This is a genomic window from Vibrio sp. 10N.237.312.B06 (genome assembly GCF_041464685.1).
GTDB classification, from domain to species: Bacteria; Pseudomonadota; Gammaproteobacteria; order Enterobacterales; family Vibrionaceae; genus Vibrio; species Vibrio tasmaniensis_A.
In genome coordinates this window covers 1-20,825 of record NZ_JBFSPI010000046.1, presented here as the reverse complement: position 1 = coordinate 20,825, position 20,825 = coordinate 1, and the positions used below count along the sequence as shown (strand labels likewise).

The window sequence follows — 20,825 nt, the reverse complement described above, 5'->3', positions numbered from 1 at the left end:
ATTAATCTATATTCAATCAAGTATTTATTGTCCTTCACTCAACAGCTATCCATGTTAAATCAATGTCATAACTGTACCATTGAATATAAGACCCAAAATCATAAAGAGCAATATTGAGCAGAGGATATCATGAGAGGCAAGAGTAACCATCGGCAGTCAGGCTTCTATAAGTAGACGATAAAGATTCCCTCTCACGCTCGTGCCTCGCTGTCGGAGTGACGATTTCAAAGCATAAAAAAACGGAGACCGAAGTCTCCGTTTTCTAAAGCTTATGTATGACTTTCTCTGTTACGAGAAAGGGGGAATTACATCATGCCGCCCAGGATTAGCTAAGCCTTTGTTTAAATAGAAAATTAAAACAAGACACAACAACTGTACCCCTCATTATACCCTAGAGTCTCTATAGACAGGTGCTAAACAACTAAAGTAATTTAATTCTAAGCTTAGTTATGCACATAAGATCAACACTCTCTCTTAATCACAACTTTAAACTCATTTTTATCTCTATTATCAATAAATTCAATATTGGGCCAATTTTTTATCGCCCTTTGAACACCGCTGCCAATACCACGATATGGAAGCACATATCTCGCAAATGAAGCAATGATTGGATTTCGACTGTTAGAATTACCATTAACAATATTATCAATAGTGAGGTTATTTGGTAGATGCCCAGGACTAATGATTTCTATACGATCTAAAAACACAAATAATTTCACTGGAGCTTTGGTGAAGTAGTCCCTATGGATCAATGCATTAGCAATTAACTCTTCAAACACAATTTTAGGTATTTCAGGTTCCCCTACAGAATTAAAACCTTGCCCAGCTTGCACATGACGGATATTGGTAAGTATAAAACTCATACATTCTTGATAAGTAACACCTAATTTGCCATGAATATCTCTACTATCATTGTACTCTTCGTCTGTGATATCCGTACCAGGGAAAGCGACTGCTTTTACAATGAATGCTGGTAATTTGAATTGAGGCTGCCGCGCCAACAACAACGTACCACATAGATTTAAATTATCTTCTTGCATCAAGTTCATCGACCCTAGCAGCTCGCTATGACTTCTTGATTGAGAAGACAAATCTTCACCAACAACATTTTGGAAAAAGTCTGAAAAATAGTCCATATCGATATCATCAATAGATGTGTTTTGAACTTTAAGTTCATCTGCATGGACGAGTGTTGCAGCTTGAAACATTCGTTGCATCTCTTCAATGGCTGTCACCGCTCGTTTATCGGAACCATTTTTCACCCAAATACGCCCATCGTTATCCGCACATGGACGAATACCCTTATCTATAGAAACAACGATTACCATACCATCAGGGTGCTCAACATTTTCTGTTATAAGGTTTATCGCAGGTTTAACATTATTTGTTGCCGCATCAGCTATTAGACGATTACTACTTTCCAAATCATCTACAGTTAGTCCATTTACGCTCTGATCATCAGCAACACCAACAATTAACTTACCGCCTTCTGTGTTACTAAATGCAATCAATTCTTTAGCTATATCTTTGGCTCGAGATACTCGTTCTTTGAATTGATGCTTACTGTCTTCGCCTCGAGCAATCAACCCTATAAGTTCTATGACTTCCATACTTCATACACCTGCTTACGTTTATCAAAGGCTTCTTGACCACCTTCCATTATTGACACAATCTGTTGCTGAACTTGTTTATTATCAATACTACCTGAAAATAGTTCTGTCTTTTGATCGTCATAACGACAGCAAACAACTTGCTCTGCATCCCCAAGTACCGGAATATTTGCATTATGAGTAGCAAAAATAAATTGCGTAGATGGCTTAAGTTTTGTGAGCATCTTAATTACATCGTCATATATTGTTTGGTTATCTAAATCATCTTCTGGTTGATCAATTATCACTACATCGTTATCTTGCTGACTTAGTACAAAAAGCATTAATGCAGAAGCTCTTTGACCAAGTGAATGCTGCTTTAAAGCTTTACCATGATATTCAATCACATATTGATTAGGGACTTGCCAAGTTAAGAGCTCTTCAATATTCTTTTGAAAGTATTCATTAAACACTTCGTAATTTGAGACCATCTTTCTTACATCATCCCATGCATTTCTCATTGAACAAAAATCACCGAACTTTTCGATAAGCCCCTGAAGAGTCGTACCACGTATACCACTCCCCCTATAAGCATCCTGCATCATATTTAACGTAGACGTTGAATTCGATTTATAGCTCGCCAATATTTTAAGTGGTGAGTCTTGTTGGTTAACACGAGCAATGCACTTTTCTATCTGATTGAACTCTTCGGTTCTTAATTGCTCAAGTTTACACAACTCATCTGTTAGATCACCTTTAAGCTGTTGATGCTTACTATCACTTAACTCCAATGCTTTTAACACCTTCCCCGCTTGATCAATCTGCGTTTTTATTTTTCTAAAATCTTCAATTTTTAGAGATTGGATTCCCTTTTCCCTAAGTTCGGCAGATAACTTACGCTCTATTTCTGCAAAAGCTTCTTTATTAGAATTTTTAGCCAACTTAAAGCTTTGAAGTTTACTCTCTAAAGGCTCGATGAGCGTTGCTGACCCTGAAGCTATTTTATCCATTAATTTAAGTTGTTCTAAAATAGGCTGATACAGCTTACGGTACTCTTCAAAAAACGGGTTATTCTCTTTTGATTCATAACTGCTTAAAAGTAGTAGTATACTTTTTTGCTCTTCAATGAAATCTTGAAGTTCCATATAGAATTTTTTTGCATTACTTGTCGCATCCACAAGTTTACGTTCATCTCGATCAAACTCTATTTGCTTCTGAAGCTTTTCTTCAATACCGTTATCTTGGTAAATTTTTAAACTGAACTCTGCGTCCTGTTTTTTCTGAAACCATTCTTGCTTTGCTTGCTTATCTGTCGAGAGCTTCTTGATTTGTTTGATCACATCAATGACAGCTTGTTTCTTTGCCAAAATTTGCTGACGAATTGGTTCCAGTGAGTCACCTACCAATTTCTCAATCAAGTCTTTTTCAAACCCTTCGCCACTGCTCGATAAATCTTTTTGGCCAAAATAAATAGGGTTGTACAACACTGTTTCACGTATTGACACCCCAGGCTGCACAACACCGTTTACCATAACGTCTGGTGCTTTATTGTTAATTCTTTTAATTTGATAAGCTTGACCATGCCGATCTCTAGCATTGATACAAATAGCTCCACCGTTATTTAATAAATGATGAACTAAATCATTTTTATAATCCTTATCCATCGACTTAACACCTAACGGGATGTTTAGTGCATACCTAATAGCTTCTAGAACCGATGACTTACCGCTACCACGGATGCCAATTAACGTATTTAATTCAGAAGAAAAGGATACCGTTTGGCCACCAAGCGAGCCTTCCCCTTCAAAGTGAATACTATCAATATGTGAATGAGCAACTTCGACTACCTGACTATTTACTCTGTACCTATGATTGATTAAAGCAAACTTAACCGCATCAAACGAAAAGTCCCCAACTTTCAAGTAGCTTATTTTTCCCTTACCAATTTGCTCAATACTCTTAGGGTCACTGCCTTCAACTTCTGCCACAAAATAGCCATTCATAACAGAAATTAGCTTATCTTTCTTATCACGAGTGGCGACTTTTTGAAAACCAAGAACACGCTTTCTAAATGCCTCACTAGCAAAAAGATCACCTATTGGTCCGGGCTTTAACGCCCCCCACAAACCATTATCTGCTTCTACATGGGCGAAAACTAAAAAATAGTCTCTTTCAAACTTGTCGAGTTCCCGAACTGTTTCTTTTAAGTCATGATTAGACCTAGCATTCTCTTGCTCAAAATTAGCTTGCCCTGCAAAGGTGACGTTTAGAAAGCTCTGAATATAGTTTTCATTTTCTTTATTGATGACCCATTCATCGGAAAAAATCACTAAAGTATGAACTCCGGCTTGCCCATCCTTGACCGATAACTCGACCCCAGGAAGTAAACCTACCCCCTTCTTGCGCGCTTTTTTACGCATTTGCTTAAATTCATCGAGTTCAAATTTATTGTGGTTACTAATTACACCAAGGCCTATACCCGCTTTTTCGAGCCCAGCAACATAACTATTGATATAATCATTCTCACTCCCCGAATACTTAAATTCTTTATCCGCACGGGTGTGCAAGTGAAAGTCAGCTCGAATCCACTCACTGCCATGACTAAATCGCGAATGTACATTGCTCATTAATAATGCTCCTCAATATAACTATACGTCTTGGCGAACAACTCTTTGCCTTTACTTAAAGCAAACTGCGCCAATTTCAGTAGCAACGCCTTCTGAATATCTCTTGACCCACTGTTCGTGGTTTGCCAGCTTTATAAAGCGTTTGGCTTTTACAATCTTCTCTACCTGCTCAACTACATCACCAATTAGCTTTGCCGTGCTCTCAAGTCACGTTTGCCAAGAACAGTTTAATTACTATTTACTCTTTTCTATCCAAGCTTCTAAATATTTTCGTTTAAAACGCCATGGGCCACCAATCTTGAAGCCCGGAAGCCTTCCTTCACTGGCGAGGCGATATGCAGTTTTATAGACACCTTCAGATAAGTAGCCACACCTTTAATTATTAGTGTTTGATCAACCATCGGGTTGTACTCTCACTAAAATCTTTTCAATACTGAGCAGAGAGAATACGGGAGAATTGAAGAATCAACAATGCTCAAAACCAAACTTTCAGCACTCCGGTTTCATATATGATTGTTTTTATTTTAGTCGAAATTACTCACCATTCAGCATCATGCCCCTCAGCCCCTGCCATCCACTCGAATCCAAATTTTTTCAAATATATTTCATCACTATGCATAACCTCATGAGTCGAAAAGGAGCCGATTATGCATAGGGATATCTTACCCACAACTTCATTCAACAGGACTGCTTTGCCTATATCTCAGGCTCTTCTGGATACATTAAACAACGTTCTAAACAAACACACAGGACTCGTAGATGATCATCACATCATCCATTTCAGCAATAAGCACTACTCCGCTGAACATGGAGGCTATCACCCTGTTGAGATTGCACTAGCGAAAGACGTTAACAACATCTATTCAATCCTTTGCATCACAGATTTTAGCTTCAATGGATACCCTTACCCGACACTTGAGCGAGATATTGAGTTCGATTTCACTCATTCCACGGTCTTCACTCGATACTCCGGTTTAAAGAGTATCAGCGCACCCAACACCCACAAGCTATACACACTTTGGGAATCCAAGTTTATTGCTAACTTAGCCAAGGGAGCCTACAACCCAATCGAACTGCGTGGCCCCTAATACATGAACGCTATTGATAACCACCACTTTACCGATCCCCCTGTTTCTAGCTATCACCATGATTTTACTATATTACTCTTTCACAGGAGCCCCCCTTTATGTCCTATGACATTGTCTATGAACAACTGGCACTGCGTATACCAAAAGAAGACGTTGTTCAGCAAGCCTGTACCTTCTTCAGAGAACGCCTCAACCACACAGACACCCAAAGCACCAACGAACTCAAACAAGCTCTGTATGAACGTTATAGGCTTAGGTTGCGTGAAGACGATCTACTCATGCTCCACATGCTCATTGGCTCTAGTAATCTCTTTGACACGGAGACAAACAAACGAGCACGTAGCTGGCAGTTCTGTGGTGTAAACACCTTCAACCAACTACTCGTGAAATACGGTTGTGACTGGTCAGCAGCCGCTGAATCAGGTGAAGTCAAACTCAATGGCCGCGATACCAAAGCAGAAGATTGGATACGAGCATTACGTAACACTTTGAACCTCGCTAAAGACTATGGAGTGATGCCGTATTGCCACACCCTAGAGGTATGGCTTAAAGCGCCATTAGATAAATCCAAACAAACCCAACTAGGTGAGTTAAAAACGCAGCTAAGTGATTTAGATGTAACTTGGAAAGAACGGCAACGATTTGATGACGATGGTTTTGATGTCGCAATCAAACCCAAATCTGCTTTTGAGATGTGGCTATTTCAGCAGCTCATCAATAGCTACCAAGGCAAGTGCTGGATAAATAGCTCAGAGCCGCCCTATCACGCTGTAAATAAACACTCCATCTAATACTCTTAGCCCCGTTAACACCACAGCTTAACAATCCAAAAACACGTTTACCCACCACTCTAGAGGCCACCTTGTTATCAAGGTGGTCTTTTTTATTTATTCGTAGAAAGGAACCCACTATGCAAACAACACAACAAGATAGCCCAAACAGCTCACCCATAGACCAACATGATTCTTTACTCACATCAGAGGCAAAAAAAATTAAACCGATCACGGTACTTGTCCAATGGTCTGAGTCTCGCGAGTTCACTGAAGAGACACTCTATGACTTTAATGAATTCGAAAAGAAAGCTCTGGAGGTTGCTAAACGCAATCCATTAGGCGGGTACGATAAGACAAAAGTAACCGTGACCTTCGATAATGAACATCAGCACGAATGTCGCTTAGATTTAGGGTGTGGTGGTAATGACCAAGGCTTTGCTGAGCATTGCTTAAGCATGGCTCGTTATTACCGCCAGCATAAAGGGGATGTCGATAAACCTTGGCTTTATGACAAACACCACCAGCAGTTAATCGAACTCATTAACACTTATGAGTTGGACCACTCATTCGTAGACCTAGGGCGTATGCAGGTTAAACAGGTCGAGGAGCAAGCCAAAGCCGAAGAAGCTGCAAAAGAAGAAGCCAAACAACAGAAGCGGGAAAGAGCGTGGCGTAAACACCAGCAAGCGGAGGAGGCGTTTCAAGAAACCTTAGAAGTACCACAATGGGCAAAGGGCGTGATTGTTGCCACACTCACGGACTATGACGCTGAAATCAGTGAACCGTATGCAGGAGAGTTTCACACCAAAACGCTAAAGACCATCATTCTCGCTTGGTCGAAACACTCTCGAAACCTATTCCCTGAGCTGCGCAAAGCTTGTCTGAATCACTCTGAAACGGCTTTCCTTAACGATCCAGAGAAAAGCGTTGAACACCGTGAACGCTTTGCCATGGGAGAAGGCTATTACCCAACCGATACCAAATACATTCGTCATGGATGGCAAGTCAAAAAGCGAAACTTTTACAGAGAGGACAATAAAGCACGTTACGTACCCTTAGGCGATATCGCGATAGGCGAATAAAAGAAGAGAGAGGCGAGCGGATCGCCTCTCTCTCTGGGTGGTCTTATTTTTTTCTGTTATCAACGACAGAATCGCTGGTGATCACAAGGATAGTTTTAGTTGTAGTAACTCACAATTGGACAGAAGCATGTTAGTGTAAGGACTCTAGCGTGCTTTACTAGGATTAGAAAAAGTATCTTGAAGTCTTAAACGCTTGTATGGGAAATCAAATATGGCCTTTTCGTATAATTGTAAAACCCTTTGATTTAGACTCATATATGCCTAAGTCTAACCAATCAATCTCCCATCTCAACTTAACCTTGGATTTAAGTTTATCTCGATGATTGAAGAACATTTGTTCTACAAATTCTCTACTTTGAAGCTGACTGTCACACTGCAATATTGCATTCCAATATTCACTGGCGATCTGATGAATATGTATAGGATGACCAGACATGGTCGTATACAGATCTTTATGAATTTCAGACCACAACTCTAATGTGCTATGCATCCGATTTTGTTCAGGGTTATCCCCATCAAAAATACCGTGAGTAAAGACCCCTATAATATGGAATTCACTGCGAGTGATCTTCACCAGCAACAGAAAGTTACCCTTGTTGGATTTACCTGACTTCAAATGTAGGTGGTGAAAGCCTTTAGTATTTAATAGTCGGTCTTTACATAACCACCTATCATCTTGACGAAGAATTTCAGCGTTGGGTGAAAACCCACGACTTAGGACTTCATTTGACAGATGATCATTAAGATCTTCGCCAATTTCAGCTTTATTAATGATTTTTTGAACATCGTTTCTATGTTCAACCCAGAGTGGTTGTACGGTTAAAGCCACATCGAAAATCACTGTTCTTGGCCTCGGTGGAATCAACCTTGAAGCCCAATGTAAATAGTGGAATAAAACTGAAACTAGTGTCTGTTCCAGTAAGTAACCTTTGGATTCTTTAGTGTTAGGGACACAAGGGATTCTATTTACTAGTAGCTGCTTAAAAGCTATCAGAGACTTTGATTCTTCCACACATACCTCTATGACATAACGCCGCGTTGCAAATCACTCTTGATGCTTTGTTGACTCGATTCTAAATTGACATACCTTCAACATGAAGCTCTTTAGGGCATTCATTTACTGTATCAAACAATAAAGATGCTTGAACATAAGCCTTGAAACCAAAGGATATAACAGCGGTTTGGTCTACATGATTTAAAGATGCCTCTGAAAATGAGCGAATTAATTCGATATCAGATTTATATTGGGTGTACTCATTCAAATCAATAGTGAGCATCAGGTCAATACCTGTAGCTATAAATTGGCAGCTTACATAGGCTTCAGAGTCTGAAATCTTACTAACTTGATAAATCTCAGTGTCGTCGACCAAATCCCAATTGTCCGCTTGAATATCAAGTACAGGAGTAAGCTTGTCCCTAAATAAACTAGTGGATAGAAGCTCGCTAAGAGCATCATTATCAAGAGCTTTTAGATGTTCTAATGTCTCTTCCATCAAAAAGTCATCATATTCCGCACACAATTTACTACGGTCTACCAAATGTTCGTCTTTATCTACTTCTTGATTTACAAAATCAAATATATTCGTAAAGGGAATTATATTTGCTGAAACCCCTATATTTACAATGTCCTCTTGCAGTTTAGGGTGAAGTACAAGTTTCTTTTTTTCATATGTAAAAAAGTCGCTTTTGTTCGCCGTAATAAACGCAATATCACCATCAACATTCTCTTTTTCAAGGTATTGAAGAAATGACAGCCAAATCAGCGCATCTCGATAGCCTTTTTCTTGCCCAGAAAATGGCTTTATTGAATGTAGTGCCCTATAAACTAATTCTTTGTGCGGTACATCATCATAATCAATTCTATCTATGTACTCGACACGACCTTCCAAACAGTTAAATAAACTATATTCTGAAATGTTTAGTTGAGACTCACTAAATCCAATATTGGAAGAACTTCGTTTTTGAACATCTTTCAAGTGACGCTTTGCCTCATTAAGAGACTCAATCAATTCTCTATTTCGAATATTTTCAACTTCTTGAACAACAAGTTCAGAAAGATACAGCTCTTCAGATTCATTATTCAAATATCGAAAGAGAAGTTTGAAGCTTGGGTTGCTTGCAAACCAATTGTTGTAAAAAACATTTGTATCTAAAAACACTTTCATTCATTTACCTAAATTTAAACAATTACACATTAGAGCTAACGCTTACTAGACGACAAATTGTCGTCTTTCATCCTCCGATGATGCATTCATCTTCATATTAAATCAACTGACAATCAATACGTTATGCCCCATGAAGAGAAGCTAGACTGCAAGATATCGCATAGTAACGGGAATGATGAGTTATCAACTCAATCGAATAAGTTTTAGTAGGGTAAACGCACGCCCTCTGAATTGTGTAGAGTATTTAATCTAAGTTGTTTTGGGGCAAAAATCACTTAGAGTAACAACTCAATTAATTGTGATCACCAGCGACTCTCTCCTGCCCTCTCTCATTCTAACGCCATCAGATTCCCTCTCTAACCTACCTCTAAAGCTAACAAACCATACGCCCTCTTCAATAACACATCTTTCCTTATGATCTTCCATCGCTTCGCACCCTAACCCCAAAAATTTTCAGGCATATGTCATCAATGTGAATAACCATCATTGAATCCGACAGGAGCCCGTAATGACTACCCAAAATTCTGATTACAAAAAACAACAGCGCTATCAGGAGAATGAAATCCTAGAGCATGCCGCTGAGATACTCGCCACGCGCTATGTGCGTGGTGATGCCTTAATTAGTCCTAACGCCACTAAAGAGTATGTACGCTGCAAGCTAGGCAGCTATGAGCGTGAAGTATTTGCTTTACTGCTACTGGATAACCAAAACCGACTGATTGAGTTTAAAGAGCTCTTCCATGGCACCGTCGATGCCGCCAGTGTCTACCCAAGAGAAGTAGTAAAAGCGGTGTTAGAGGTCAATGCAGCTGCGGTGATTATGGCTCACAACCATCCTTCTGGTGACTCTACCCCCTCACAAGCGGATAGACGTATAACCGAAAGACTCAAGGATGCCTTAGCGCTGGTGGATGTGCGCGTATTGGATCATATCGTAACGGGCGAAACCTGCACCTCATTTGCTGAGCGAGGCTGGTTATGATTGAACAACACTATGGTGACATCAGTATCAATGATGCACTGCTCTCGTCACTAGAAAATCTTCTAGCAGATCATACAGTTCCTATGCATGCTGAAAGACTGGTACTGAACTGTCGTCAAATGAGTTACTACCGCCATCGCCAAGGACTGCACCCGATTGAGATACAACTCAAACGAGAGTCAATCTCAGAGCCTTGGCTTATCGTGTTTTTTGCGAGCTTTTCTTACCCAAATGACAACAGTACTAGCGTAGAGCCGGAGCTGTACTTTCACCTTGCTAATCGTTGGTTTTATCAACCCGATACAGGAACAACGGATTTATCTCATCCAGAAGTGCAAGAGGTGCTCTCTGCTTGGGTGAACGCATTAACTCGCCACCTAAACCGAAACGTCTTTGATAGCGTGCAACTTTCGCTAGTCAGCTCGTTTAACTAATCCCCTAACTACTTTCTGATTTACCCCTACACAAGGAGGACTGTCGATGTCCCAATTAGCCTTTACGTCATTACCCCTACCTGTTTCTAAGAAGCTGTATGCGTTGCTTAATGAGCGTTACTCGGCTCATTTACTTAACAATGAAACGCTCTCCACCAGCCGTCATGTGATCTTTAACTTTCGTGATAAAACTTACAGTGCTGATGCTGGTGGCTTTCATCCCGTCGAAATTTCAATCTCCCAATCTTCAACAGGAGAATGGTGTGTTGAGTACATCACTGACTTTGCTTATATGGGGAACTATTACCCTGAGCTTGAACGGAATTTGGATTTTGACTTTCGCGCTCGTCAATGTTTTGCAAGCTACCATGGCTGGTTTTCAATGAAAGATAACCGTGAGGCTATCGAGCTGTACCAATTGTGGGAGAGTAACTTTCTCGCTTACGTCGAGATGGAGGCATTCGACGATATTACCCTTACCCCGCAATAACTCATGACTTCTCTTCTTCTACAAACCATCAAGCTTATCTCTGCCCTCATCACGTTACTTTCTCTTTCCCCTTTCTTTGGTGCCATAGGAACCCTAACGACTTTAGGCTTTCTGGTGGTACTGCTGATTGGGTTACTGGTAGCCATCTCAGAGCTGAGAGATAAAAACAACCATCGATAATGTTAATCGACTCACGCTTTCGCTAAGCCGATTGATGGCGCTTTAACCGTTGGACATTATGTGTCGAACCCACCTCTATTCTCCCGACATTAAATGTCCGACTCCAACATGGAGCGCTATGTATTGAGAGAGTAGTCATGAGCAATAAAACCAGCATTGAAGGCTTATCTGCTTTGCTGCACACGCTGATGCTTATTCCTCAACATCGATGGATCACCGTTAGGGAGTTGCAGCAGCAGTTAGCCCTAATCGATATCCACCGTACCACGCGCAGTATCAAACGTTATCTCGATGACATCATTGTGGAGGTGTTTAACGTAGAGTGCGATTCGATGAGCATGCCCCATGTTTACCGAAAAACATCTGAGCAATTACTGAAGCTAAATAAGCAAGAAATGCTCTATTGGCAACTGACCAACAAATACTTACAGCCGCTTATTCCTGATGCACTGAATTATGGACAGGGTCGGTCCTCGGAGAGAGACAAACCCTTACGGGATAAGGCTTTAGCCATTTAAAAAGAACAACTTTGGCTAAGTAAAGTACACCTCAACCTACCTAATACGAGAAGCTGGAGTAACAAGCAGCAACAAGTCTTAGGGTTAGTCCATGAAGCATTACTTAACAACCGAATGCTAAAGGTCTCTAGCCAAGCTTTGCAGCAAGAGCAGACGCTCATAGAACCACTGGGACTCTCGGTTCAGTGCGACGCGCTCTTGCTGCTCTTTCGGTTATCCGACCAACATCCAATACACACAATTGCCTTACCACTCATCGATGAGGCCAGTGTATCGACATTTTCATTTACCTATCCCTCTGACTTCAATGTTGAGCAGTTCATGCTGGCTCACGAAGGAGCAGGCTACCCAGAATTTCACTCACCAATGAGGAGAGTAAACCCATGACCAAACTAAAACATCGACTAAACCAATCGGTTCGATACGCAGTCACGATAGCCCTGTTTATAGGAGCAACAGGATGCACAGAGCAGGAAGAATCTCCTGAAGCCGTTGCGGATATAGAAGTATCGATCTCCACCAACTCTCACTGGGGAAGCTTAGTCTTTGACCTACAAGCCATCACCAACAACACCGTCATCACCGACGTTGTGATTAACCGAGGTAATTGTCGTATTCCTGCTGGTACGGCCTCAGAGCTATCTAGAAACGTTTCATTGAAGTTCGGGGAAACCTACACGGGATACAGCAACAACTGCACCGTAGACAACGTGAAAGAAATTGAAGTGACATCAACGGCTGGCACCTTTGTTTACACCTTCTAAACCGAAAGCAAAACAACTCATCTATCTATCAACACCAATAAGGATCGAATATGAAAAAATCATACGTACTCGTCGCTATTGCATTGAGCTCATCTCTAAGCGTTTCATCAATGGCAAACGCTGCGCTCGGTGGAACACCAAACATATCTAAGGCGCATCTGGAGAAACACTGGAATGGAAAACAAGGCCCTCAATCCACTCTTGTCGCTGGAGCGCTTCTACATTGGACAGCCGATGCGTGTGGAAAGCTTAACGGTCAAACCTCCGATAAGAATAAGTGCTCATCTGAAGCTGAACAAACGTCTAACTAATCCCCAACTTTCTTTTTAAAATTATAGTGAGAATGACACAATGAAAAACATCACAACAAACACACTTGTTCTACTGGCTTCCCTAGCATCACCTTTTGTTTTGGCTCAAGGTGGTGGTTCGCTTGGAGGTAATCCATCGGTAGAACCGGGAGCGGTTAACGTCAGTGTAGGCAAATGCACTCAATACAAGCTGGATGTGAAAGCAGCCCTAAACGCAGGTAAACAGGCATCGTCGGTTGCGATACCTAAAGGCTGTGAAGCCATCAAAGAAAAATAGTGCCACCAGCAAAGGCTCAAAATGATAATGGGGAGCGAGATTGCTCCCCATTCTTTTTTTGCTTCTGGACATAGCTTCTTATCTAAATACCTCTCAACAATACTATTCCCATTAGCTGGCAATTTCACTTAATTCAAATAGCACTTAGTAATCATCTGATTAACATCATGTTTTTAGTGACCACCACTGATATACTTACGTTTAAATTTTCATCACGTAGTCAATAAATCATGCTTCGCTATTTAATTTTAATTCCTCTTTTTATTTTAAGTGCCTGTACGAGTGGTACTACCAATATCACAAATGAACAAACTCTAAACTCTGATGAAGCCTATGAAAAAGGATACATCGCGCTTAGCCAAAAGAAATATAAGGCTGCTTATGCAGAATGGCTACCCTTAGCTGAGAACGGAGATGCTCAAGCACAGTACTCTATAGGCTGGATGTATAGTAAAGGACTGGGTGTTGAAAAAAGTGTCGCGAAAGCTTTAGATTGGTACGTTAAGTCAGCAAACCAAGGTTTTGTAGACGCGCAATATAGTGCTGGGCGAATCTACCTTTATTCTCTTCAACAATACGAGGATGCATTTACGTATTTTAAGTTAGCAGCAGAAAATGACGAAAATAAAGCGCAGTTTTATTTGGGTTTAATGTACTACCGTGGCGATGGCATTAGCAAAGATCTAAAAAAATCAGCACATTGGTTCTTACAATCAGCAGAGAAAGGCAATAAAGATGCACAGTTTTACATTGGTCAAATGTATGAGCTAGGTGAAGGTGTCCTACAAAATGACAAATACTCTCTACATTGGTTTAACTTAGCCTCAAAGAATGGACAGCAAGACGCACAGTATAAGCTTGCTGTTATTTACTACCTGGGGAAAATTGTGCCTAAAAATGATGTTACAAGCTATATGTGGTTAAACATCAGTCAATACAACGGAAAAGATATTCAAAATATGAAAGGAATAATATTTGATGACTTAAGCCAAGCTGATATTGATGAAGCTCAATTCAGATCAATAGAATGTGTCGAATCCCTGTATGAACACTGCAATTGGTAATTTTTGGTACGCAATCAGAACTATGCTGTAATGGTTTATACTCGCGGCTGTTTCCATAGCTCGAAAATAAAAACATTCCCTTCGTTAATATCCGAGGCTACGGTGATGAGAATGAGAATTTAAATTTTTACTTAGTTATAGCACGCACACTAGGAATGAGTGTTCGATAGGCAAAGTGTGAGCTTTTACTCTCAGTTACGTTTCCGTTGTATTTTTCTCACCCTATATTTTCACTAAATGTTTGAACTTCCCATATCATAACGCTCGACTCAACTGACGCCTAAAGAAAGGTCCTTCACCTACCGAGCGCACTATTTTTCTCAAGATCAACACACGCAATCTGTAACAGAGAAAAGTATCACCAACTTGCCCTACATAATCACCAAGCACACGACCAATGACTACTGCTGCAACACAAACTCGTGGGCCAATCGCAGCAAGAAGAGCAGCATCAAAAAACGTCTCATCATGGGATACAATTGCGGAACCGTTCCAAGTTCGAACCATATCCCTACTCACAAGAAGACTATCCCATTCTTTGGCTAATTTAACCTGCTGAAAGATATCAAGAGGTACTGGAATGACGGTAGTAAGTTCTTCGGCTGAACAGGCACCAACGATTGGCATGGTGTCTTTGCTCAACTTACCTGTCGTTACATCGGCTAAAAATAAACGTTGTTCCGGTAGCACAGAGCACAGCGCTCGCAACATTAATTGCTCATCCACTGACTGGCCAACCCAAACGACATAATCGCCATCGCATTCGAGGTTCTGATAGCTCTGCAATATGGGCAGTCCTATATGGCCGGCTAACCATGGCCATAAGTCTGGATCATTAATAAGATCACATACCCCCCTAAACCAATTACTACGTAGAGCATCTCCCTGCTGCGTACCATAATTATTTAACGGACCGTAAGTCAACGGGTCACTCAGCTCTACTACCCGCTTCTTTTCATCTGGCGCAAGAAGATAATTCAAAATGCCAGCAGCTGCGCCTCCTGTAACAAAGTGAGTCACCTTACGAAGGGTCATGACTAAACTCACTTATCATATCAGCACATCGTCTCTCTATTCTCATCATCGATCCTTGTCTGCTACCAACTGCTAATCACTTATCGAGCTCCATAACCTTAGAATTCATAAGTTGGTTTACTCTATTGTTTCTATTCCCCGGTTAGACGAACAAATATACGTAGGAACGCAACATTTACCACGTTTTATCAAGGTCTTTTGCATAAAGCAGAATGGCTCGCTGGTAACTTTTGATTTTCTTACTCTCAGTGGTTGATAACAATAACTTAATTAGTAACGCCGTTGCTTCTTTGTGTCGTTCTAAGTTGTACAAACACATGGCATAGAACGGCTGTACTTCCAGTGAATCAGGGTATTCAGCAATGGTTCGCTCAAAATACTCTAACGCTTCAGTGTATTTACCCAAACTGCGATAAGTACTCGCCAACCCAAACAGAGCATCAAAACGTTCAGTTATGGAAAGATCCCCTTCCAATGCAAGATGATAATGTATAAGCGCTTGCTTCTCTTTGCCTTCATTATCATAAGACCAAGCCATGTATAAATTTGCTTTGGCTGCATATTGACTGTCATCCAATAGCGTACGCAGCAAAAGCCGAGACGCATGATAATTTCCGGCCTCTCTAAGATTGATGGCTTCGTGGATAATGGTTTTCATGTGCATCTCCTCTATAATTGACTAATAGAATGAAATTTATTTACACTCTGTGCTAACTCTCAAATCGTCCAACGATAAATTATCAATGATAAAATCTTAAACTAGATGAATAAATAGTAATAAAGGAATCCAATGTTTATAAGATTTATTGCCAGTATGGAGGAGGAAAAGCGACTCCAGCATACTCATGGTATCATTACCCAAGCACAAATGATGCTTGTCGACGGATTGATCCTTTACGAGTACCATCAGGTGCATATTAAAGAAATCTTCACTCAACTTAATGAATCACTACCATGTCCACCGTTCCACTCAAAGTCATGGCCAGACAATGCTATCTCTTGGTTTTTAGACTCAAGCGTCAAACATATATCACTCATGTATGAGCTAAAATATATATTAGAAGAATATGATACAAAGGTAGCGACATTACATTATTCAGACGTCGGCACCATTTTATACAGAGATGACTTTCAAGTGGTGGCTAAGTCTAGCCTCTTATGAAAAACAAAATAATATATTGATAATAAAATGAACCTTCTAAAAATATATACCCTCGCCAGTTAAAATGAGAACTGCAACCCAAGCTCATAGCTCACTTCCGCCTCATCACGCTCTGCATATTCTAAATTTGCAACTAAGCCAAACACTGAGCCGAATTGAAAGACGTTATTCCACTTAAACTCATCTCTTGCTAGATCTAAGAAATCATGTTGATAGGAAACTCCCATCAACCAATGATTAGCTATTTGTTTTCTAACCATCGCTTGACAGTATGTTCCACGCTCGGAATATGGTGAACTGTAATCACTATCAGCACGATAGTTTACTGCTCCACAGGATAAAGAGCTGGCCATTGCCCCTCCCAAACGCCCAATGAGTCCTCCGCCAGCTTGCCAACTATCTACCTCCGAACTAAATCGAGTGAGAAAGTCTGCTTTTCCTTCAACGAATACGTAGTCAAAAACTTGAGCACTGACATCTAAGTATAACCCTCCCATCGTCTTATTCTCTGTATTGTCATACTTATCGTTAAGGTAAGGTTTTAACGCTCCCGACTTAAAACTAGCTCCTTTATAACCAAATCCTATGTGAGAAAAATTATCAACAATCTCACTTGATGCAAAGCTTGAACACGAAACTAACAACATCAGAGGAACAACTTTAGTTATCATAATACGATATCCTGTGGCACTTTTTTGAAATGAAAATTTATTCTGCACATTGCATATTGACAGCAACATACGGAAATAAACTATAACAAATCAATATGTAACATCCGATAAATTTAAACGCAAACTATGCGTTGCGTTCACATTTCCATCGTTGTCTTAAAGCATGTTTAAATTCCAGTGCCAATCCTATCTAGGCTGTCATACCAATTCAAAACATGGCTAGTCAGCATTTCCCCTGTGAAAGCGTTACTCGTAGACAGCAGCCACTTCAACGTCCCATAGACGATATAGTCTGAATACATGGGCGCATCGCCCGATAAGTATCGTGTCTTAGCTAAATAAGATTCCAGTACTCTCATTTTTTTAAGTAAGTCGGCCTTTGCTAACTCTTGGCTGTTGCTTTGTACATTTTCTAAGCTGTCCTGAAAGTGTTTCTCTCTAGAGGAACGAAAGTAATCTTTATCGCGATCTTTAAGCTTGCAGTAAATGTCGAAGATGGCAATTTTGGCGATGTCCGAATGTAATGATGCTGCCCACTCATGGAAAAAAAGTGCCATTAAACGCCCTTTTTCACCGCCAAATAATGAAGGTGATTCAGGGTAGTGGGCCTCAAGATAATCAGCGATGTTAAACGAATCAGAGAGCACCGTTTCACCATCTTTGATGGCGGGGAGTGTAGAAAACTGCGCCTTAAACTGAGCCTGAATGTCGACAAAAGAAAGCTCAGTGGTATCAAACGCTATATTTTTGTGTATCAAGCACATTTTCGTTCGCCAACAATAAGGACTGAATTTTAAGCCATCGCCCCCACACAGTTCGTAAAAAGTGATCATAGGTGTCTTACTCCGAGAGTTGCTAAATAGGTGTAATGGTTGTGCTGGGCACAGTATGTTCAATCTTGGTCGCGGTTCTTAGTCGAGATTAAGTGGGTTCTTTAACTGCTAGAATACCTGCGGCTCCCAGCAGTAAAGCACCACTTCCTCTTGTCACAGCGGTAAGAGATAGTCGGCTCGCATCAACAATCCGTCTGGCCGAAAACGCATAAAACATCACTAAACTGAAATCAAGCAACGCCATGGTTGGGCACATCACTAATAGTTGAGGGAATACGGGTAAGTCGGGATTGATGAATTGCGGAAAAAAAGCCGAAAAGAATAGGATGGCTTTGGGATTGCCAGCCGCGACTAAAAAGCCAGAGTAAAACAACTTTTTGTTTGAGGCCTGTAAATCTGAGTTGTTGAGGTTTAAGTGCTCAACTTGTGCTGGTTTAGCGAGGAGCATTTTTAGTCCCATGTAAACCAACGTGATCACACCAAAAACTTTGATGACAGTAAATGCCACTACCGAATTGGCAAGGATGACACCTAAACCCAAGGCGACTAACACCATTTGAATAAAGTTAGCTGAGATGTCCCCAAGGGCGGTATATAGCACGCGTTTGTGCCCATATCTGAGAGCATGTGCAATACCTAAAAATATGCTAGGCCCTGGTGTCGCGGTAAGAATGAGCGATGCCGCGACAAAGCCGAGCCAAAGGTGAAAGTCCATTTTTTTTCCTTAATTATCCGTTAAACACTGCAAATCATATCGCTACAGATACACTACCATACCAGCGATTACTCCAACCACATATTGACCAGCGACATGACACCCATATTGTTGGTTTCGGTACCATACAAATTGTCTGCGCGAGTGACGGTAAAATGATTGCGCCACAGAGGACAATAATAATAGTTCTGGATAAGCCAATCCTCCGCTCGATACAGCTTGTGCAGAAGCTCCTCACTGTCGTTACTTTCCTGCATGAGCATATCAATAAAGGTTAATAGGCTTTGTTTTCCACGTTCAGGCAAACATAGGCTAAACACATTGCCGCAAAGTAGCCATTCGTAATACTGGAACGTCAGGTCGTCGCCAAATACGTAACAGTCGTAGGAGACATCAACAGCCACATCTTGAGACTGTCCTTGAAGGCATACCTGCCAAATAACCCCTTTTTGAGACAACGCATCAAGCAAAGGTTGCAACTCCCTCATATGACTGTCTATCACTTCAATTATCACCGGACGAGCTGGCAGTTTCATGTCGTGATTGAACAAGTGAAATCCCTTATCTTGATGGCAATCCATCACGCTGTTCGCTGCTCTTTTCTGGCTATCAAGTGTAAAGCGTCGACTATGATGAACAAGCCAAGCTCTTTCTTGAGCGGACAAGGCGTTTGCATGATGATGAAACTGCAAAACAGTACACCCACTGCGATCGACTTTTTGTGGCTGAGCGGGTTGAGATTCGCAATAGAGCAGTTCTGCCACGTGCATAGGCGTTTGAGGTTGGGCATCGCTACACCAAAACTCTACTCGTTCAATATGGCCACCAAAGCCAAAATAGTGGTTGTTGCGAACCAAACTCCAATATTGTTTTTCCAGACTTTCGACCCGATATGCTCCACACCCGATAGGTTTTGAAGCCTGATAATCAAAAATTGCACTGTGTGAGTCGGCTAACAAATGCAGGAAAACGGGGTCAAATTGACGCATAGAGAAAATGACCCACTGCTTATCTATGTCAATACCCTCTACATGACGAAATAGAATTTGATATGGATGCGGCGTCCTAAGGCGCATTTCTATATTTTTTTTGACAAGTTCCGGTGTCAGCACTTCTCCATTGTGCATCATTATATCATTGCGGATGCGGAGACGGATTTGCTTGTCACTGTAATGAAATTGGTGAGCGATATGAGGTACAATTTCGTTCTGAATAGGGTTATATCGAACTAAGGTATCGAAGACGCTTTCGATCAATAAAATAGAACGAGCGGACTGCGCCAAATGAGGGTGCCATTCAGGCAGCACGTAAGGAACTAAATACATTAAAGTATTCTGCTTTTTCAGTTCCTGTTGCGCATCCCCTAACCAGAGTGGTAAGTGATCTTGAAATAGGCGTACTTCGCCAAGTAGAGTGGCTAATCGAAATGCCTGATTCATTCTGCCAGACCGAGCCATTAGCTCTAACTGAGTCAGCAGTGAAGTCTCAAAACTTTTTAGTAGTGTCAGTTTCGAACGATGACCTCGCCCCTGACCTGAAGCCCAATGGATAAGCCCAAAGCTTTCAAAAGAAGCCATTAGCTTACTCACGTACCTCTCTGAGCAGGCCAGAATTTCAGCAAGGGAGACAATATCAACATCATAAGTTTCATTGCGAGAAAAATGTTTCTCGAGTTGCTTTAAACGCTGCAGATGACTCGTAGATAACAACTGAGAAGCTACCATGTCAACCTCAAAATCATGTTCATTAGATACAACGGATCCCTCTGAAATATGGCGACTTAACTTAAAGTTGTCCTCTTATAATGCCACGGGACGTGATTAATAAAGGTGGGTAATCTGACCGACTAGGAATCCCACCAAGAAAACTATCCCAGGCAAGATCGGACGGCTTTGGCTTTGGCTTTGGCTTTGGCTTTGTATTACCGTCATCGTTTGTTCTGGTTCCAGTAAGTAGTGTTTGGCGTTTAAAGTATAGAATGTGTAGTCTAATGGATTCATTGTTTTACTCACTAGGGCGTGTTGATCTTTGCTGTACATTTCGCGTTCAACAATACATCGGTAGC

At 41.0% G+C, this 20,825-nt stretch carries 22 protein-coding genes and 3 pseudogenes; 12 read left to right on the top strand and 13 right to left on the bottom strand.

Going from position 1 to position 20,825, the window contains the following annotated elements:
* Window positions 1-461: 461 nt before the first annotated feature.
* From AB6C75_RS13640 to AB6C75_RS13625, 4 genes and pseudogenes are all read right to left on the bottom strand, one after another.
* A complete protein-coding gene (locus AB6C75_RS13640; RefSeq protein ID WP_371708299.1) occupies window positions 462-1,610 on the bottom strand; it encodes an RNA-binding domain-containing protein in 1,149 nt (382 codons plus the stop codon).
* On the bottom strand, window positions 1,598-4,216 hold the full coding sequence (locus AB6C75_RS13635) for a TrlF family AAA-like ATPase (RefSeq protein WP_065680359.1): 2,619 nt from the start codon (window positions 4,214-4,216) through the stop codon (window positions 1,598-1,600). Before AB6C75_RS13635 ends, AB6C75_RS13640 begins: the two co-directional genes overlap by 13 nt.
* Window positions 4,216-4,420: pseudogene (locus AB6C75_RS13630) on the bottom strand (hypothetical protein); the annotation flags it as partial. The pseudogene AB6C75_RS13630 and the gene AB6C75_RS13635, both read right to left, overlap by 1 nt.
* 30 nt (window positions 4,421-4,450) lie before the next feature.
* Window positions 4,451-4,617 (bottom strand): annotated as a pseudogene (locus AB6C75_RS13625) (helix-turn-helix domain-containing protein).
* A 246-nt stretch (window positions 4,618-4,863) separates the two neighbouring features.
* Here AB6C75_RS13625 and AB6C75_RS13620 point away from each other — a divergent pair.
* From AB6C75_RS13620 to AB6C75_RS13610, 3 genes are all read left to right on the top strand, one after another.
* Window positions 4,864-5,304, top strand: a complete 441-nt coding sequence (locus AB6C75_RS13620; protein ID WP_065680360.1) for a DUF2787 family protein — start codon at window positions 4,864-4,866, stop codon at window positions 5,302-5,304.
* A 98-nt stretch (window positions 5,305-5,402) separates the two neighbouring features.
* Window positions 5,403-6,095 carry a hypothetical protein gene (locus AB6C75_RS13615; RefSeq protein ID WP_132980924.1) on the top strand — a complete coding sequence of 231 codons (693 nt, stop codon included), beginning with the start codon at window positions 5,403-5,405 and terminating at the stop codon, window positions 6,093-6,095.
* Window positions 6,096-6,214: 119 nt separating this feature from the next.
* A complete protein-coding gene (locus AB6C75_RS13610; protein WP_372107991.1) occupies window positions 6,215-7,159 on the top strand; it encodes an LPD25 domain-containing protein in 945 nt (314 codons plus the stop codon).
* Window positions 7,160-7,364: 205 nt separating this feature from the next.
* Here the strand turns inward: AB6C75_RS13610 and AB6C75_RS13605 are convergent, their stop codons facing one another.
* Together AB6C75_RS13605 and AB6C75_RS13600 are read right to left on the bottom strand one after the other, a co-directional pair.
* The gene (locus AB6C75_RS13605) at window positions 7,365-8,171 is read right to left on the bottom strand and encodes a hypothetical protein (RefSeq protein WP_280605123.1); all 807 of its coding nucleotides are present in this window, start codon (window positions 8,169-8,171) and stop codon (window positions 7,365-7,367) included.
* A 61-nt stretch (window positions 8,172-8,232) separates the two neighbouring features.
* Window positions 8,233-9,324: a PIN domain-containing protein gene (locus AB6C75_RS13600; protein WP_372107990.1), complete on the bottom strand. Its 1,092-nt coding sequence runs from the start codon at window positions 9,322-9,324 to the stop codon at window positions 8,233-8,235.
* 508 nt (window positions 9,325-9,832) lie between these two features.
* Here AB6C75_RS13600 and radC point away from each other — a divergent pair.
* The 9 genes and pseudogenes from radC (at window position 9,833) to AB6C75_RS13555 (ending at window position 14,344) form a co-directional block, all read left to right on the top strand.
* Window positions 9,833-10,306 (top strand): DNA repair protein RadC, encoded by a 474-nt coding sequence (gene radC, locus AB6C75_RS13595; RefSeq protein WP_371995701.1) that lies wholly within the window; start codon window positions 9,833-9,835, stop codon window positions 10,304-10,306.
* Entirely contained in the window at window positions 10,303-10,740 is a 438-nt protein-coding gene (locus AB6C75_RS13590; RefSeq protein ID WP_372048750.1) for a DUF2787 domain-containing protein, read from the top strand. Before radC ends, AB6C75_RS13590 begins: the two co-directional genes overlap by 4 nt.
* A 46-nt stretch (window positions 10,741-10,786) precedes the next feature.
* Complete coding sequence (locus AB6C75_RS13585; protein ID WP_372107989.1) at window positions 10,787-11,230, top strand: DUF2787 domain-containing protein; 444 nt, start codon at window positions 10,787-10,789, stop codon at window positions 11,228-11,230.
* Between the two features lie 3 nt (window positions 11,231-11,233).
* On the top strand, window positions 11,234-11,410 hold the full coding sequence (locus AB6C75_RS13580; protein WP_004735711.1) for a hypothetical protein: 177 nt from the start codon (window positions 11,234-11,236) through the stop codon (window positions 11,408-11,410).
* A gap of 137 nt (window positions 11,411-11,547) precedes the next feature.
* Window positions 11,548-12,315: pseudogene (locus AB6C75_RS13575) on the top strand (transcriptional regulator).
* Complete coding sequence (locus AB6C75_RS13570) at window positions 12,312-12,692, top strand: hypothetical protein (protein ID WP_132980856.1); 381 nt, start codon at window positions 12,312-12,314, stop codon at window positions 12,690-12,692. The pseudogene AB6C75_RS13575 and the gene AB6C75_RS13570 overlap by 4 nt, the downstream one beginning before the upstream one ends.
* Window positions 12,693-12,742: 50 nt before the next feature.
* Window positions 12,743-13,003: a hypothetical protein gene (locus tag AB6C75_RS13565; protein ID WP_372107988.1), complete on the top strand. Its 261-nt coding sequence runs from the start codon at window positions 12,743-12,745 to the stop codon at window positions 13,001-13,003.
* A 40-nt stretch (window positions 13,004-13,043) separates the two neighbouring features.
* Window positions 13,044-13,280: a hypothetical protein gene (locus AB6C75_RS13560; RefSeq protein ID WP_372107987.1), complete on the top strand. Its 237-nt coding sequence runs from the start codon at window positions 13,044-13,046 to the stop codon at window positions 13,278-13,280.
* Between the two features lie 230 nt (window positions 13,281-13,510).
* Window positions 13,511-14,344, top strand: a complete 834-nt coding sequence (locus AB6C75_RS13555) for a tetratricopeptide repeat protein (protein ID WP_305368429.1) — start codon at window positions 13,511-13,513, stop codon at window positions 14,342-14,344.
* Window positions 14,345-14,599: 255 nt separating this feature from the next.
* Here AB6C75_RS13555 and AB6C75_RS13550 read toward each other — a convergent pair whose 3' ends face one another.
* The 7 genes from AB6C75_RS13550 to AB6C75_RS13520 form a co-directional block, all read right to left on the bottom strand.
* Complete coding sequence (locus AB6C75_RS13550) at window positions 14,600-15,379, bottom strand: DUF3658 domain-containing protein (protein WP_017098419.1); 780 nt, start codon at window positions 15,377-15,379, stop codon at window positions 14,600-14,602.
* A 175-nt stretch (window positions 15,380-15,554) separates the two neighbouring features.
* Complete coding sequence (locus AB6C75_RS13545; RefSeq protein ID WP_017099644.1) at window positions 15,555-16,037, bottom strand: tetratricopeptide repeat protein; 483 nt, start codon at window positions 16,035-16,037, stop codon at window positions 15,555-15,557.
* 563 nt (window positions 16,038-16,600) lie between these two features.
* Window positions 16,601-17,212: a hypothetical protein gene (locus AB6C75_RS13540; protein WP_065679791.1), complete on the bottom strand. Its 612-nt coding sequence runs from the start codon at window positions 17,210-17,212 to the stop codon at window positions 16,601-16,603.
* 167 nt (window positions 17,213-17,379) lie between these two features.
* Window positions 17,380-18,045, bottom strand: coding sequence for a glutathione S-transferase N-terminal domain-containing protein (locus AB6C75_RS13535; RefSeq protein ID WP_017099647.1), 666 nt, complete (start codon window positions 18,043-18,045; stop codon window positions 17,380-17,382).
* An 88-nt stretch (window positions 18,046-18,133) separates the two neighbouring features.
* Entirely contained in the window at window positions 18,134-18,760 is a 627-nt protein-coding gene (locus AB6C75_RS13530) for a LysE family translocator (RefSeq protein ID WP_088720847.1), read from the bottom strand.
* A gap of 68 nt (window positions 18,761-18,828) precedes the next feature.
* A complete protein-coding gene (locus AB6C75_RS13525) occupies window positions 18,829-20,484 on the bottom strand; it encodes an SgrR family transcriptional regulator (RefSeq protein WP_372107986.1) in 1,656 nt (551 codons plus the stop codon).
* 96 nt (window positions 20,485-20,580) lie between these two features.
* Window positions 20,581-20,825, bottom strand: a 245-nt coding sequence (locus AB6C75_RS13520) for a hypothetical protein (protein ID WP_372107985.1), incomplete at its 5' end; no start/stop codon positions are given.

Coding starts and splice junctions, on each gene's coding strand:
- AB6C75_RS13535 (WP_017099647.1), bottom strand. CDS start 18,045: ATGATCACTTTTTACGAACTGTGTGGGGGCGATGGCTTAAAATTCAGT.
- AB6C75_RS13640 (WP_371708299.1), bottom strand. CDS start 1,610: ATGGAAGTCATAGAACTTATAGGGTTGATTGCTCGAGGCGAAGACAGT.
- AB6C75_RS13560 (WP_372107987.1), top strand. CDS start 13,044: ATGAAAAACATCACAACAAACACACTTGTTCTACTGGCTTCCCTAGCA.
- AB6C75_RS13580 (WP_004735711.1), top strand. CDS start 11,234: ATGACTTCTCTTCTTCTACAAACCATCAAGCTTATCTCTGCCCTCATC.
- AB6C75_RS13600 (WP_372107990.1), bottom strand. CDS start 9,324: ATGAAAGTGTTTTTAGATACAAATGTTTTTTACAACAATTGGTTTGCA.
- AB6C75_RS13525 (WP_372107986.1), bottom strand. CDS start 20,484: ATGGTAGCTTCTCAGTTGTTATCTACGAGTCATCTGCAGCGTTTAAAG.
- AB6C75_RS13530 (WP_088720847.1), bottom strand. CDS start 18,760: ATGGACTTTCACCTTTGGCTCGGCTTTGTCGCGGCATCGCTCATTCTT.
- AB6C75_RS13555 (WP_305368429.1), top strand. CDS start 13,511: ATGCTTCGCTATTTAATTTTAATTCCTCTTTTTATTTTAAGTGCCTGT.
- AB6C75_RS13635 (WP_065680359.1), bottom strand. CDS start 4,216: ATGAGCAATGTACATTCGCGATTTAGTCATGGCAGTGAGTGGATTCGA.
- AB6C75_RS13610 (WP_372107991.1), top strand. CDS start 6,215: ATGCAAACAACACAACAAGATAGCCCAAACAGCTCACCCATAGACCAA.
- AB6C75_RS13620 (WP_065680360.1), top strand. CDS start 4,864: ATGCATAGGGATATCTTACCCACAACTTCATTCAACAGGACTGCTTTG.
- AB6C75_RS13615 (WP_132980924.1), top strand. CDS start 5,403: ATGTCCTATGACATTGTCTATGAACAACTGGCACTGCGTATACCAAAA.
- AB6C75_RS13570 (WP_132980856.1), top strand. CDS start 12,312: ATGACCAAACTAAAACATCGACTAAACCAATCGGTTCGATACGCAGTC.
- radC (WP_371995701.1), top strand. CDS start 9,833: ATGACTACCCAAAATTCTGATTACAAAAAACAACAGCGCTATCAGGAG.
- AB6C75_RS13585 (WP_372107989.1), top strand. CDS start 10,787: ATGTCCCAATTAGCCTTTACGTCATTACCCCTACCTGTTTCTAAGAAG.
- AB6C75_RS13540 (WP_065679791.1), bottom strand. CDS start 17,212: ATGATAACTAAAGTTGTTCCTCTGATGTTGTTAGTTTCGTGTTCAAGC.
- AB6C75_RS13565 (WP_372107988.1), top strand. CDS start 12,743: ATGAAAAAATCATACGTACTCGTCGCTATTGCATTGAGCTCATCTCTA.
- AB6C75_RS13550 (WP_017098419.1), bottom strand. CDS start 15,379: ATGACCCTTCGTAAGGTGACTCACTTTGTTACAGGAGGCGCAGCTGCT.
- AB6C75_RS13590 (WP_372048750.1), top strand. CDS start 10,303: ATGATTGAACAACACTATGGTGACATCAGTATCAATGATGCACTGCTC.
- AB6C75_RS13545 (WP_017099644.1), bottom strand. CDS start 16,037: ATGAAAACCATTATCCACGAAGCCATCAATCTTAGAGAGGCCGGAAAT.